The organism is Bacteroidota bacterium (assembly GCA_018266835.1).
GTDB lineage: Bacteria > Bacteroidota > Ignavibacteria > Tepidaquicellales > Tepidaquicellaceae > JAFDZO01.
Genome location: JAFDZP010000002.1, coordinates 1,185,175 through 1,199,070, shown reverse-complemented (window position 1 = coordinate 1,199,070; position 13,896 = coordinate 1,185,175). Strand labels below are relative to the sequence as shown.

The window sequence follows — 13,896 nt, the reverse complement described above, 5'->3', positions numbered from 1 at the left end:
AAACCCGTTCTTTTAAACTAAATTACAGGGAACCCCAGTTTGAAATAATTTTTATATAAAAATTTAAAAACCGGGAGGTTAAAATGCTTTGGACTATCGCCGTAATACTAATAATCTTATGGTTATTGGGATTTGTAAGCTCATACACAATGGGCGGCTTCATCCACATTTTATTGGTAGTAGCAGTTATAGTGATAATTATCCGCTTAATTCAGGGAAGAAATATCACTTAGAAATTTTAACACACCCGTCTCGATTTTTTTTGCACCATATTACGCCCGCTGAATTTCAGTAAGGGCGTTTTTTATTTTTACCGATTGCTTTAAAAACCAGTCTGTATGCTTTCTACTTACAAGTTAAATTTGTACGTATTACTACATATAGGTATCAATTTATAAATATTTGATAAATTATAATTTTATAAGAAAACTTACGAGGGGGCGTAAGTTTTGCCGTTAGTTTTTTCAGCAATTAAAACACCACTTAAAGAGCTGATAGAAATGACTTGAGAAAAACGTTTAAAACCCATAAATTTAAGATTACTTAAAAAACATCCAAAATGGTATTATTTTCAATCATATTATTGGTTATAGTTGCAATTTTGCTCATGGCAGTTGTGCTTTTGCAATCTTCAAAAGGAACAGGGCTTTCCGGCAGCTTCGGCGGCTCAGGAATAGCAACATCATTCGGCGTTCGCAGAACATCGGATTTCTTAACTAAGTCAACTACTATATTAGCAGTTATATTTTTGCTCGGCTCATTGATATTGAACATCTTTATTAATAAAGGAAGCTCAACAGATGCTGAAAGCATAATTCAGAGAAATGCAGGAAATCAACCACAGCAGCAAGCACCTCCGCCTGTGCAGACTCCTCCGCCTACTCAGCAAAACAGCCCCGGCACACAGCAAAACGGACCATCAGGTACGCCTCCGACTGACGCTCCGGCAAAATAATTTTACTTCAAAAAATTTTAAAAAAAGCATCTCTAAAAATTTTAGAGATGCTTTTTTTGTTTAAGATTGTTAGTATTACAAATGGACAGTATTAAAATAATTCTGATATCGATTTTTTTTCTTGCCGGCATAAATGCGCTTAATGCTCAGGAGATTAAAATAAAAAGTTTTAAGGAGCTGGACTTGCTCAACGAATCAAATTCCCTGCAGAAAGAAACGTTGAAAGATACAATAAAAAAGAAAAGCGGACCGAAACCATTTGTAATGAAGAAGTCGCCTTTAAAGGCAGTTCTGCTTTCAGCAGTCTTGCCCGGGCTGGGACAATATTATAACGAATCATACTGGAAGATTCCGTTAGTCGCTTTAGTCGGCGGATATTTCGGATATACAATAATTGACCAGAACAATAAATTTTTAGATTACAGGGACCGGTATATTGCATCCCAGACTCCCGGGAACCCTGCGGGAGATCAGCAAATCTTAACTACCAGAAATTTTTATAAAGACCAGCGTGATAAATTTATTTTTTACTTCGGGATTTTTTACGTGGTAAACTTAGTGGATGCATATGTAGATGCGCATCTTTATGACTTTGATGTAAGTGATAAGATAAGGGTAGGATTTGACCCTTCAAAAATTAATTTGAAAATAAACTTTTAGCTACATGAATACTGAAGAAAAAGTTCAGGAAGAAAATTATTTTAATTTCAGAAATATCGGCGCGGAGTATTACAGCAGCTATGATATTCCCAATTATCTTATGAAAGTTTTACCAATAAATAAAGATAAAAATATTCTTGATATCGGCTGCGGCTTCGGTCAGACATTAAAAGCATTAAGAGATAAAGGCTATACAAATTTAAAAGGTATCGATATAAACGATGAATCAATTGCTCAGTGTAAAAAAATAAATCTGGATGTTACAAAAGTTGAAGATATAATTTCGTACTCTAATTCAACAGATAAAAAATATGACTTCATCATTATGAGCCATGTACTTGAGCATATCGAAAAGGAAAAAATGATTGATAATTTACGAGCGATAAAAAGCCTTTTAAGTGAAAAAGGAAAGTATTGCGTAATGGTTCCGAATGCGCAATCGAATACGGGTTCTTACTGGAGATTTGAAGATTTTACCCATCATTATTTGTTTACAAGTGGAAGTCTGCAGTATGTATTAAGGGCTGCGGGTTTTACAAAAATAGATTTTATTGATCCCGACGGATTAGACGGAGTATCTTCTCTAAAAAAACCTGTTGTAAAAATTTTATTGAAGATTTATAAATTCAGAAAAAATTTCTGGAATAAAATTACTGCAAGCTCGTATCACAGACCAAGTCCGCAGATATTTACTTTTGAGTTAAAGGCATTGGCAAGTTAAGTGAGTAAATGAAGAAGCGGATTTATTTCTTTCAAAACATAATCGGAAGTAATCTGCGAGACACAGGGTACGATTTCATTTTTTTTATCGGTATAGATACATCTCCAGTGACAATTGAAACATTCCATTTTTTTATATACAGCAGTTGGCAAAACTGAATTTTCAGATATACTTTTCTCGTAAGGCATAAATCTTCCGAAGTGACCTCCTCCTAAAATGCAAACAGCATTTTTATTTAGAGCTGTAGCGTAATGTAATGTTCCCGTTTCATTCCCTAAAACAAGTTCAGAGTCTATAAATATATCGCCAAGTTCAATTAAGGAAGTCTTACCTATTAAATTGTTACATTTGAATTTAAGATGAGAATGTATTTCTTCTCCGAGTTTTGTTTCGCTTTTGCTGCCACACAGATAACATTCCCAGCCTGTTTTATTTTTTATATCAGAAATTATATTTGCAAATTTTTCGGGTTCAAGGCATCTGCGCGCAGCGTTTGCTCCCGGAAGCACAACAAAGTATTTTTTTGAAGGTGATTTTTTTTCAAAATATTCAGAGATATCGGTTGTATATTTTTCCAATGGAATACTTATTTCACCAAGAAATTCCTTCACTCTGTAAAACTCAAACTGTTCTTTAGAATTTGTGGTTATTAATTTTGAATACCAATTGTTGCTTAATAAATTCCAGATAGAATATTCCGCTTCCGGTTTTCTTCTGAATGCAATTTTGTTTTTTGCTCTTACATTTCTTGAGATTGAATCAGCTACTGCAAAATCTCTTGAGAGGGCAGTTTGGAATAAATATTCGATATTGTATTTATTAAGTTCGTTTAAAATATTTTTCCGGTAATTAAAATCCTTAAAGTACTTTTTTCTGTTAACGGGTAAAACTACATCGAATATTTTTGTTTTTTGTGCAAGAGATGTCCAGATTTCATTGCCCAGTAGAATGACTTTATAATTTTCGTTTTTATATTTCTGAGAAATGTATATTAAAGCTTTCAGCCAGATAATAAAATCGCCCAGTAAATCGGTACGGACAAGTAAAATATATTTTTCAGAATTTTTAGCCGGAGGCGGGATTTTATAAAAGAAATCAAGAAGATATACCATCAGGTTTACAATTTGAATTGGTATATCTTCACGAAGATTATTGATAAATCTTTTAAGGTAGGATTTTTTCAAGGAAGATAGAATAATTTTTATCTTATTTTTACCATAATTGCGTGGCCATTTAAATTGTGAATTACAATTCTGTCATCTAATTCTCTTTGCTCATTTACAAGCTTGGTTATTCCGGTGCATGTGTGAAATCCATAGTCATCAAAAACTATTAAGCCTCCGATAATAAGTTTACCCCAAATCCATGAAATTATATCCTTTGCTGACTGATACACGTCAACATCAATATGACACAGGCTGAAAATTTCATCAGAGGGTATTTCCTGATGGGTATCATCGGGGAATATGCCTTTAAGTATTTTATAATTTTTATATTTTGCAGTGTTTTTCATTAGATCTTCCACAATCTCAAGAGAAGTATCTTTATGTTCTCCGCCGGTATAATATTTATCTTTGTCTGAAGTTTTAACTACACCTTCAAACGTATCTGCCAGATATAAATTCGCAGTACTTTTTAATTCGGAAAGTTTTTGAGCCATTACAGCGGCAGTGCCGCCTCTCCACACACCTATTTCTATTACTCCTGCACTTGCATTAATTTTTTGAGTCTGTTCAATTAACTGCCATAGTTCATAACATCTGAATATATCTACAAGAGTATTATTTTTTATTTTTTCAAAGATGTCTAAAAATTTCTTGTCACCTTTCCACGGGCTATAATTAGCATTTGGAATATTTAAATCATAGTATAAACCATCGATTGAAAAATCTGATAAACCATTATATTTCGGTTTTTTTATAAGCTCAAAGCCTTTTTTTCTTAAAAAATTTGTTATTAGTTTTTTCATTAAATTTAACTGAATATTATATTTACAAAGATATTTTATATTTACTGTAAAATCTATCTACTATTTCTGCTTCCCAAAATTTACAGTAAAATAATTGCTTGATTTTATAAATTATTTTGCCTAATTTTTTCTTAAATAAGAAGTTTTTTATAATTTAAAGTATATTACTATGAGAAAGTTTAAATCTTTAATTTTTGCCATGGTATTAGTTTTGGCAATTCAGTCAGTTTCTTTTTCTCAATCAGTATGGAATACAAGACAATTTCAGACTATTGAAGGAAATCAGCTTCGTAAAGTTCAATTTGTAAGCACAACGGTCGGATATACAGGAGGAGGCAATGGTAAATTTGTAAAAACTACAGATGCAGGAGATAGCTGGAACGTTTTGAATACAGGACTTACAGGGTATATAACTGCAATATATTTTATTAATGAAAATACGGGTTGGGTTGGTTCAACAGAGCCGCTTGTTAAAAAAACCACGGACGGCGGAATTACATGGTCCAGTCAGCCTTTAAGCACAAGCAGTTACATAGCTGATATTTACTTCAATAACAGCCAGACTGGTTTTTTAGCCGGAAACGGAGGTCAGATATTTAAGACCTCTAACGGGGGTACAAACTGGATAAATATCGCTCCGTTAAATATACATTGGGGTGAAGTGAAATTTTTAGATATAAATACAGGATGGATACTTTCAGATTACGATTTATACAGAACTACTAATGCTGGTACCACTTGGACTTCTATTTTCCATAATGCAGGAATGCAGTTGGGATATTTTCAGGATTTTCATTTCATTAATGCATTGACCGGATGGGCAACAATTCCAAGCGGTATTGCAAAGACAACTAACGGCGGAGATTCATGGTCATTTAAAACTATTCAAATGGCTTCACCAATGGCAATTCAATTTTTAAATGAAAATGTGGGTTGGTGTGCAGGACATACTAACAACTCAACGGGTTATATATTAGGTACTGTAAATGGTGGCGCTAACTGGGTTACACAAAAAGTAGAACCGGGCAATGAGTACTGGGATATTAGTTTTGCAAATGTAAATATGGGATGGGCCACTGGTGATGCTATAGTTTCTTCTACAACAAATGGAGGATTGGTATCTATAATTCAGACATCCAGTCAATCGCCTGACGCATTTTCATTAAAACAAAATTTTCCAAATCCATTCAACCCAACAACAAAAATTGGTTTTTTGGTAAAAAATTCAACTTTTGTTTCGTTAAAAGTATTTGATATGAACGGAAGGGAAGTAAAAGCCCTTGTTAATGAAAATATTTCTGCCGGAACTTATGAAATTAATTTTAATGCCGGCGAACTCAACAGTGGAATATATTTTTATACTTTGAAAACAAATGAGTTTACAGAAACCAAAAAAATGACATTAATTAAGTAATTTTATTTTCAGCTTTTTTTAGTTTTTATTACTTTTATATTAAGGTAATTATTTTTTGTTGAGTTTTTCTCCGTATACTATAAAAATATATTCAAAATGAAATCTAAAATTGTTTCGTTCGGGATTTTTTTCCTCTTGGTTTTTCTCTTTACTCAAACTGTATCTTTCTCGCAATCAGTTTGGTCGACAAATTTTATTAATAATATAGGAGGAAACTATCTTCGTAAGGTAAAATTTCTTACTCCCAATATAGGATATTCGGGTGGCGGAAACGGAACATTTGTAAAAACTACTAATGGAGGAGATAACTGGGCTATACTTAATACCGGCAGCTCAGGATTTATTTCATCATTATTTTTTATAAACCAGTATACAGGTTGGGTTGGTTCTACCATTCCTGAGATGAAAAAAACAACTGACGGCGGTGTAACCTGGAGCGGATTTTCTATTCCTACTACGGATTATGTGGCAGATATCTGGTTTGTGAACAGCATGATCGGATATGCATCAGCACACAGCGGACAGATTTTAAAAACTACAAACGGCGGAAGTAACTGGCAAAATATCGCTCCGTCCTCTCAGGCATGGGGAGAAGTTCAATTTATTGATGAAAATAACGGATGGATACTTTCAGATTATGACCTTTATAGAACCAGTGACGGAGGAAATTCATGGTCTTCAATTTTACACAACACTAACAATCAATTAGGATATTTTCAGGATTATTATTTCCTCAATCAATCTACAGGCTGGGCAACAATTCCAAACGGAATAGCAAAAACAACTAATGGCGGTGATAACTGGGCAATATTAAATGTTCCTTTGCCTATTCCTATGTCTGTAGTATTTTTGAATCAAAATCTTGGATGGTGTGTAGGATATGATAATACAAAAGGGATTATCTGCCGTACAATTGATGGAGGTATGAACTGGGTAGTACAGAAAACTGAAAATGGAAACAAGTTTTATGACCTTAGTTTTATAAATCAAAATCAAGGGTGGGCGTGTGGTAATGCCATAATTTCTTCAACAGTAAACGGAAGCGGGGGTATGACAGCAGTCCTTCAGACTTCTTCACTCTTACCTGATAAATATTCTCTGAAGCAGAATTTTCCAAATCCGTTCAACCCAACTACAAGAATCAGTTTTGATGTAACAAATCCTACATATGCTTCGTTGAAAATTTTTGATATGACAGGAAGAGAAGTTAAAACTCTTATAGATGAAAATATTTCAGCGGGAAGTTATGAAATAGATTTCAATGCAGGCGAACTCAACAGCGGAGTATATTTTTATACTCTGCAAACAAATGAATTTATAGAAACAAAAAAAATGATCCTAGTAAAATAATTTTAAGTAGTATAAGTAAAAATCTCCCTGCTTTTTAATAATGTAAATTTTACTGTTATGAAAACAAAAATATTTGCCTTCGGAATTTTTTTATTTTGTTCATTTCTTTTTATTCAGAGTGTTTCTTTTTCCCAGTCAGTTTGGACAACACAGTATTTGAATAACATTGGAGGAAATTATTTGAGAAGAGTGCAGTTTGTAAATTCACTTACAGGTTGGGCATGCGGAGGAAATGGTACTTTAATTAAAACAACAAATGGCGGTAATAACTGGTCCGTCGTAAGTAATGGCACCACTTCATTTTTAACATGTATTTATTTCATTGATGAAAATACGGGTTGGATAGGTTCTGAAGATGCTGTTGTAAAGAAAACAACAAACGGCGGAGTTTCATGGTATTCTGCCCCAATTCTCACTAATGATTTCTCTGCTGATTTCTTCTTCTTAAATGATCAGACAGGTTACATTACCAGCCACGATAATAAAATTCATAAAACAACTAACGGCGGGTTAAGCTGGAATTTAATAAACAGCTCATCATTCGCTTATGGGCAAATTCAGTTTTTCAATGAAATGACGGGATATGTAGTTGCTCCAAGTTATTTTGCCAAATCAATTGACGGCGGATTAAATTGGACACGAACATTGTATGACGGCGTAAACCAGGCAATGACATTTATAAATCAGCAGACAGGCTGGATAACAGGAACAAACTCAATCAGAAAAACAACTGATGGCGGTGACACCTGGATAAATTATGCAATCCCTATGACTTTTCCTTATGCCTTAAAGTTTTATACTCCGAGTATGGGATGGTGTGTCGGTGCCAGCGGTTCAAACGCTGTTATCTGCCGTACAATAAATGGCGGAGAAACCTGGGTTGTACAAAAAACCGAACTTAATAATGTTTATTATGATATAAGTTTTATTAATAGCAATTCCGGCTGGGTTTCCGGAAATTCAATAATTTCCTCTACAACAAACGGTGCATTGTTATCAGTAAATCAGATTTCCTCATCAGTACCGGATAAATTTTCATTAAAACAAAATTACCCCAATCCTTTCAACCCTGAAACAAAAATTAGTTTTGATGTAAAGAATTCAACTTTCGCATCTTTGAAAATTTTTGATATGACAGGTAAAGAAGTAAAAACCCTGGTGAATGAAAATATTTCTGCAGGCAGTTATGAAATAAACTTCAATGCAAGTGAACTCAATAGCGGAGTATATTTCTACACTCTGAAAACAAATGAGTTTACCGAAACGAAAAAAATGATGCTTGTAAAATAAATTTTGAAACATAATTACAAAACAAAGCCTTGCTTCAAACGGAGCAGGGCTTTTTTTATTTCCCTTTTTTCATTTAATTTTATCCTTTCTCTGCATACTTTATTGTAATGAATCCTGACGAGTTAAATATTCCGCGCTGTAAAAATTTTTCCGGCTACAAACCGTGCATATCATACGAGAACTGCCTGAAAGACGGCTGCAAGCTCGATAGCAGCATGACGCGAATCGGTAAAAAAATTTTAATCATCTCACTCGATGCAATGGGGAATGTTTTATATAACACTCCTATACTCCGCGCTATAAAAAGAAAACTCAAGGAAAGCACTATATACTGGATAACAATGCCTAACGCAGAAAAAATTCTCTTCAATAATAATTTTGTTGACAGGGTTTTTACGTGGACTGATGAGAACAGAATGATTCTGAGAAATATTGAATTTGATATAGTTTATAACGGAGATAAATCAGACTACGCATGCGCTTTTGCCAACGAAGTTAATGCAAAGGATAAGTTCGGATTTCTTTTGAATAACGACGGAAAAATTATTCCCGCTAATAAAGGAGCTATGTATTCATACAATCTTGGAATAGATGATGAGTTGAAGTTCAGAAAAAACGAAAGAAGCGGTATAGATATTCTTCACGAAACGTTCGAACTTGAATATCAGCGTGACGAATATGTTTTCACTTTCACCATAGAAGAAAAAGAATTTATCGAGCAGTTTAAGGAGCATCATAAATATGAGCCTGATAAATTTTATGTGGGATTTAATACAGGCTGTTCAAATCTTTTCCCCAATAAAAAGATGACAACGGACCAGCATATATTTTTGATATCGGAACTGCTTAAGTTCGATAACATAAAAATCGTTCTGCTCGGCGGTAAGGAAGATACGGAGAGAAATTTGAAAATCTATGATGCATTCACTCAGGAAGAGAAAAAGAAAATTTTATATACTCCGACTAACTTAGGGCTTCGACAGGGAGCTGCATTTGTAAGTCTGTGCGACTTAGTCGTTACAGGTGACAGCTTCGGGATGCACCTTGCCATTGCACAGAAGAAAACTGTTATAGTCTGGTTCGGAGTTTCATGCCCTCCTGAAATAGAATTGTATGGAAGGGGAGAAAAATTAATTCCTCAGGGACTGGCATGCCATCCATGCTGGAAAAAAAGCTGCCCTTATAATCTTGAATGTATTGATATGATCGATCTTAATAAAATTCTCGAACTTATAAAAAAATATTCACTTTTAAAAACTCATCGGAATATAAATAACTAAATTGAAATCTCTCAGACTAACCTCCTGTTTCTCAGTCTTCTTTATTTTATTTTTTGTCCACAGTATTTTAGCCCAGTCACTCACGCTTGAAAATATTTTTTATAAACACAGCTTTTCTTCTGAAGGTATTAATGAAATTAATTCATTAAATGACGGCAAAAGTTATTCATCTTTAATCGTGGAGAGCGACGGAGCAAAAATTGTCCGCACAAGCTACGAGACAGGAGCAATACTTGAGACATTTGTAAATTTAGATAAAGTCGAGTTCTCCGCAGGAAAAAAAATTCCTTCGTTCACTTATTCATTCAGTCCCGATGAATCAAAAATCCTTTTCGCTGTTTTGAAAGACAGACTTTACAGACATTCCACCATCAATAACTATTATCTTTATGATATAAAAACTAAAACAACGAAACAGTTTTCAGGTTATGGAATGTATGCTGATTTTTCTCCCGACGGCAAAAATATTGCATACGTCCGCGATAACAATATATATCTGGTTGAGCTTGAGACCTTCACAGAAAAGCAAATTACAACTGACGGAGTAAAGGAAAAGATTATTAACGGAATGACTGACTGGGTTTACGAAGAAGAGTTTGCTATCAACCGCGGATTTTTCTGGTCTCCCTCAGGTGATAAAATTGCCTACTATAAATTTGATGAATCAAACGTAAAAGAATTTTCTTTAACTTACTACGAAGGTCTTTATCCCAAAGAATACAAATATAAATATCCAAAAGCAGGCGAAGAAAATTCAAAAGTAAAAGTATATCTGTATGATTTGAAAACGGGGGAGAATAAGCAGATAAATACTACTGATGAAAACGATATTTATATTCCAAGAATAAAATGGACTAATGATAACAATACGCTTTCATTTCAGATATTAAACCGTCAGCAAAATAAACTCGATTTATATTTTGCCGATGCATCAACAGGAAATTCAAAACTAATTTTCTCTCATACAAATAAATATTTTCTGGATATAAACAACAACCTTACTTTCACAGGTAATACAGGATTTATCTGGGATGAAAACAACAATCTTTATCATTATGATTTAAACGGAAATCTTCTGAACAACATTTCATCAGGCAAAAATGATGAAGATAAATTTTTAGGTTATAACGAAAAAACTAACAGGGTTTATTATTCTTCTTCAATTGAATCTCCCATGACACGCTGTATTTTTTCTGTGAACTTGGACGGCACAGACAGGCAAAAAATTTCAAAGAAAACAGGCTGGAATAGAGCAGAATTCTCTTCTGATTTTTCTTTCTATGTAAATACTTATTCAAATATCACTACACCCGAGTTTATCACAGTTAATAGTGAAACAGGTAACGAAGTAAGAGTCCTTGAATCAAATGCTGAATTACAAAAAAAGATTACCAGCTTAAATCTTTCCAAACCAAACTTTTTTACTTATAAAATACCATCTGCTGTAGAGGGGACTGATATTGATTATCTGAACGGTTACATGATTAAGCCGAAAGATTTTGATTCGACTAAAAAATATTCAGTGATGTTTTTTAATTACGGAGGTCCGGGCTCACAAAGCGTTAAGGATGAGTGGATAGGCGAATCATATTTCTGGTATGAGTATCTTGCAGAAAGAGGAATCATAACCGTTGTAATAGATAACCGCGGAACAACGGGACGCGGAGAGGCATTTGAGAAATCTACTTATCTTCAGCTTGGAAAATATGAAACTGAAGATATGATTTCAGCAGTGAAATATTTAAGAACGCTGCCATACATCGATAAAAAAAATATCGGAGTTTACGGCTGGAGCTACGGAGGATACATGGCGGCAATGTGCATCACACAGGCGGCGGATTATTTTAAAACTGCTGTTGCAGTCGCTCCCGTGACAAACTGGAGATTTTACGATGACATCTATGTTGAAAGATTTATGAGAACTCCGCAGGAGAACGGCGATAACTATGATAATTTATCTCCGCTGCTTAATGCTAAAAATATTAAGGGTGATTTTTTAATCATACACGGAATGGCAGATGACAATGTTCATTTGCAAAATACGACTGAGATGATTGCGGAAATGGTGAAGAACAATATTAAATACGATTCCGAACTTTACCCCGATAAAAATCATGGAATTTACGGAGGTAAAACACGACTTCATGTATTTACAAGAGTCACGGATTTCTTTTTGAAATCGTTTGGAAAGTAGTTATTATTACGAAGGCGGAGCTTCGTAACGAGAAACAACGCTACGAAACAGGAGTTTCGTAGCGAGCAATATTTATTAAGAACCCATCCAGGCTTTTCTGAGTCTTAGCTGTTCATCAGTGGGATTTTTACCGACCTTAACTTCAGCTTTGCTCTCGCCTTCAACCTTTTTTATTTTTCCTTTAAGTGTTACTAACTTTTCATTCCCGTCAGCATCTTTCCTTGCTACTTCGTATTCGATATCGTCGCCTTCTTTAGCATTTGATACGAGTGTTTGCAGTATGCTTTGGATTTTACCCATTTCAAGTACCTGCTTATTTATTTTCGTGAACTGGTCGCCCTTTTTTAAGCCCATGCTTTTTCCAAACTCATCAATGTTATCAGATTCCACAAAAATTCTTTTTGTCTTCATATCAAAATTAATATCGCCGGCTCCAAGACTGAATTCTTTCTCTTTTACTCCGCCGCCGTAATCCATTCCCACTATTGATAAAAATTCTTTATAAGGAATTCTGTTGCTGCCTTCAACATACAATCTGAAAAAATCTCTTATTTCAGGATAAGTCATAGCAGTTATTTCATCGAATAATTCTTCATCTTTAAATGACCTGTCCGCTCCGTATTTTTTTGCAAGGTCATGGAGTAAATCTATTAATCCATAGCTTCCGCCTGAAAGCTGCCTTAATTTTATATCAAGACACATTCCTATCAAAGCGCCTTTTTCATATACGTTCTGATATTGTTTTTCATATTTTCCAAGAGCGTATAAGCTCATTTCAGTAAACGGAAGTGTATCGTTGAAAAATTTTGATACTGCCATTCTTTTTTCTATTTCCCGCGCAAACTCAGCAGGAGTATAAACTCCTCCCCTTACAAGCGCAATCATAGAATTGTATTCAGTTACTCCTTCATATAACCATAAGTGCTTTGACATTTTAGGAACATTGTAATCAAAATTCCCAATCTCCTCTGAGTGAATTCCCAGCGGTGTTATAATATGAAAAAACTCATGCGCTGCTGTATGCTTTACCTGTCCTGCAATGCTTCCGGGAGGACCTTCACCAAGTGAATAAAATGAAGAGTTGTTATGCTCTAGTGCACCTGCTGCCCCGGAACCTGCCATCCCGCTGAAGAAATAATAAATGAAAGCATACTTGCTGACAGGAAGTTTTCCTCCTAAGTATTCTGTTGATGCTTCAAGCAATGCTTTTGTGTTTTCTGCTACAAATTTTGATTTCACCATTTTATTAGGCGAGTAAACGGAAATCAGTACTTCTGCACCGCCGACATTTATAATTGTAGTATCGGGAATGTTATACATCATAGGTGAATCTACCAGTGTGAAATATGAATTCACTTTAAACTCATCCCTTGTTGCATCGCTGAAGTCTGCTACTAACGGAGTTGAACCGTAAAACCCTTCCGGTTTAATGATATCAATTATATACTGATTATCTTTCATATCATCGAAGTAGCCGAAGAAACCGTGTGTATTGATTACGAAATTATCTTTTGAAATGTTCGTGCCTGCAGGTTCAAAAATAAATTTACCTGTATCTTTGGAATCGAATGTATCTTCAACCCAATAAGTTACTTTTTTTAATTTTTTTGCATTAGCAATTTTCCAGCTGTTAATATCCTCCCGCTCAACTTCAAGCTCGTTATCATTTTTATCGAATGCCTTTAAGTCATGAACGAATCTTCCGAAATCATAAATAGAATATGTTCCGGGGACCATCTTCGGCAGCCTGTAAGTAATTTCATTTGATGAAAACTTCGGAGCCGTCATTTCAACCATGAGCATATCATCTTTAATGTTAGTGAGGTCTAAGGTAAACTTAATCGGGTTCTCTTTATTTTGCCCGTAGCCGTAGGGTATATAAAGAGCGATTATTAACAGAAGAAATATTTTTTTCATTATTATTTAGTTTATGGGATAGTTATACGCTGATATTGTGTATTTGTTGGGATTAGTGAATTATAAGGAAGTCTTTTTGGGGTGATTAAAATATCTTTTTAACTTTAACCACCCCCTTAATCCCCCTCCTTGAAAAGGAGGGGGAA

The 13,896-nt window shown here is 34.4% G+C and carries 12 protein-coding genes; 9 read left to right on the top strand and 3 right to left on the bottom strand.

Annotated features, from left to right (window positions below; all coding sequences use genetic code 11):
- Nucleotides 1-83 precede the first annotated feature (83 nt).
- The 4 genes from JST55_07020 to JST55_07005 all read left to right on the top strand — a co-directional run bounded on the left by JST55_07020 (nucleotide 84) and on the right by JST55_07005 (nucleotide 2,336).
- A complete protein-coding gene (locus JST55_07020) occupies nucleotides 84-233 on the top strand; it encodes a lmo0937 family membrane protein (GenBank protein ID MBS1493243.1) in 150 nt (49 codons plus the stop codon).
- A 326-nt stretch (nucleotides 234-559) separates the two neighbouring features.
- Nucleotides 560-955, top strand: coding sequence for a preprotein translocase subunit SecG (secG, locus tag JST55_07015; protein ID MBS1493242.1), 396 nt, complete (start codon nucleotides 560-562; stop codon nucleotides 953-955).
- Nucleotides 956-1,036: 81 nt separating this feature from the next.
- Entirely contained in the window at nucleotides 1,037-1,615 is a 579-nt protein-coding gene (locus tag JST55_07010) for a hypothetical protein (protein MBS1493241.1), read from the top strand.
- A gap of 100 nt (nucleotides 1,616-1,715) precedes the next feature.
- The gene (locus JST55_07005; GenBank protein ID MBS1493240.1) at nucleotides 1,716-2,336 is read left to right on the top strand and encodes a class I SAM-dependent methyltransferase; all 621 of its coding nucleotides are present in this window, start codon (nucleotides 1,716-1,718) and stop codon (nucleotides 2,334-2,336) included.
- On the opposite strand, the gene JST55_07000 is transcribed toward JST55_07005, so the two are convergent.
- The gene (locus JST55_07000) at nucleotides 2,333-3,520 is read right to left on the bottom strand and encodes a glycosyltransferase family 9 protein (GenBank protein MBS1493239.1); all 1,188 of its coding nucleotides are present in this window, start codon (nucleotides 3,518-3,520) and stop codon (nucleotides 2,333-2,335) included. The two genes, JST55_07005 and JST55_07000, sit on opposite strands and share 4 nt — an antisense overlap.
- Before the next feature lie 17 nt (nucleotides 3,521-3,537).
- Nucleotides 3,538-4,305, bottom strand: coding sequence for a class I SAM-dependent methyltransferase (locus JST55_06995; protein ID MBS1493238.1), 768 nt, complete (start codon nucleotides 4,303-4,305; stop codon nucleotides 3,538-3,540).
- Between the two features lie 169 nt (nucleotides 4,306-4,474).
- On the opposite strand from JST55_06995, the gene JST55_06990 reads away from it, so the two are divergent.
- The 5 genes from JST55_06990 to JST55_06970 all read left to right on the top strand — a co-directional run bounded on the left by JST55_06990 (nucleotide 4,475) and on the right by JST55_06970 (nucleotide 11,833).
- Nucleotides 4,475-5,719 carry a T9SS type A sorting domain-containing protein gene (locus JST55_06990; GenBank protein ID MBS1493237.1) on the top strand — a complete coding sequence of 415 codons (1,245 nt, stop codon included), beginning with the start codon at nucleotides 4,475-4,477 and terminating at the stop codon, nucleotides 5,717-5,719.
- 96 nt (nucleotides 5,720-5,815) lie between these two features.
- A complete protein-coding gene (locus JST55_06985; protein ID MBS1493236.1) occupies nucleotides 5,816-7,069 on the top strand; it encodes a T9SS type A sorting domain-containing protein in 1,254 nt (417 codons plus the stop codon).
- A gap of 57 nt (nucleotides 7,070-7,126) precedes the next feature.
- Nucleotides 7,127-8,359, top strand: coding sequence for a T9SS type A sorting domain-containing protein (locus JST55_06980; protein MBS1493235.1), 1,233 nt, complete (start codon nucleotides 7,127-7,129; stop codon nucleotides 8,357-8,359).
- Nucleotides 8,360-8,466: 107 nt separating this feature from the next.
- Entirely contained in the window at nucleotides 8,467-9,639 is a 1,173-nt protein-coding gene (locus tag JST55_06975; GenBank protein MBS1493234.1) for a glycosyltransferase family 9 protein, read from the top strand.
- Nucleotide 9,640: 1 nt separating this feature from the next.
- Complete coding sequence (locus JST55_06970; GenBank protein MBS1493233.1) at nucleotides 9,641-11,833, top strand: S9 family peptidase; 2,193 nt, start codon at nucleotides 9,641-9,643, stop codon at nucleotides 11,831-11,833.
- A gap of 75 nt (nucleotides 11,834-11,908) precedes the next feature.
- On the opposite strand, the gene JST55_06965 is transcribed toward JST55_06970, so the two are convergent.
- Nucleotides 11,909-13,750 (bottom strand): peptidase M61, encoded by a 1,842-nt coding sequence (locus JST55_06965; GenBank protein ID MBS1493232.1) that lies wholly within the window; start codon nucleotides 13,748-13,750, stop codon nucleotides 11,909-11,911.
- Between the last annotated feature and the right edge of the window lie 146 nt (nucleotides 13,751-13,896).

Coding starts and splice junctions, on each gene's coding strand:
- JST55_06980 (MBS1493235.1), top strand. CDS start 7,127: ATGAAAACAAAAATATTTGCCTTCGGAATTTTTTTATTTTGTTCATTT.
- JST55_07005 (MBS1493240.1), top strand. CDS start 1,716: ATGAAAGTTTTACCAATAAATAAAGATAAAAATATTCTTGATATCGGC.
- JST55_06975 (MBS1493234.1), top strand. CDS start 8,467: ATGAATCCTGACGAGTTAAATATTCCGCGCTGTAAAAATTTTTCCGGC.
- JST55_07020 (MBS1493243.1), top strand. CDS start 84: ATGCTTTGGACTATCGCCGTAATACTAATAATCTTATGGTTATTGGGA.
- JST55_07010 (MBS1493241.1), top strand. CDS start 1,037: ATGGACAGTATTAAAATAATTCTGATATCGATTTTTTTTCTTGCCGGC.
- JST55_06995 (MBS1493238.1), bottom strand. CDS start 4,305: ATGAAAAAACTAATAACAAATTTTTTAAGAAAAAAAGGCTTTGAGCTT.
- secG (MBS1493242.1), top strand. CDS start 560: ATGGTATTATTTTCAATCATATTATTGGTTATAGTTGCAATTTTGCTC.
- JST55_06990 (MBS1493237.1), top strand. CDS start 4,475: ATGAGAAAGTTTAAATCTTTAATTTTTGCCATGGTATTAGTTTTGGCA.
- JST55_06985 (MBS1493236.1), top strand. CDS start 5,816: ATGAAATCTAAAATTGTTTCGTTCGGGATTTTTTTCCTCTTGGTTTTT.
- JST55_06965 (MBS1493232.1), bottom strand. CDS start 13,750: ATGAAAAAAATATTTCTTCTGTTAATAATCGCTCTTTATATACCCTAC.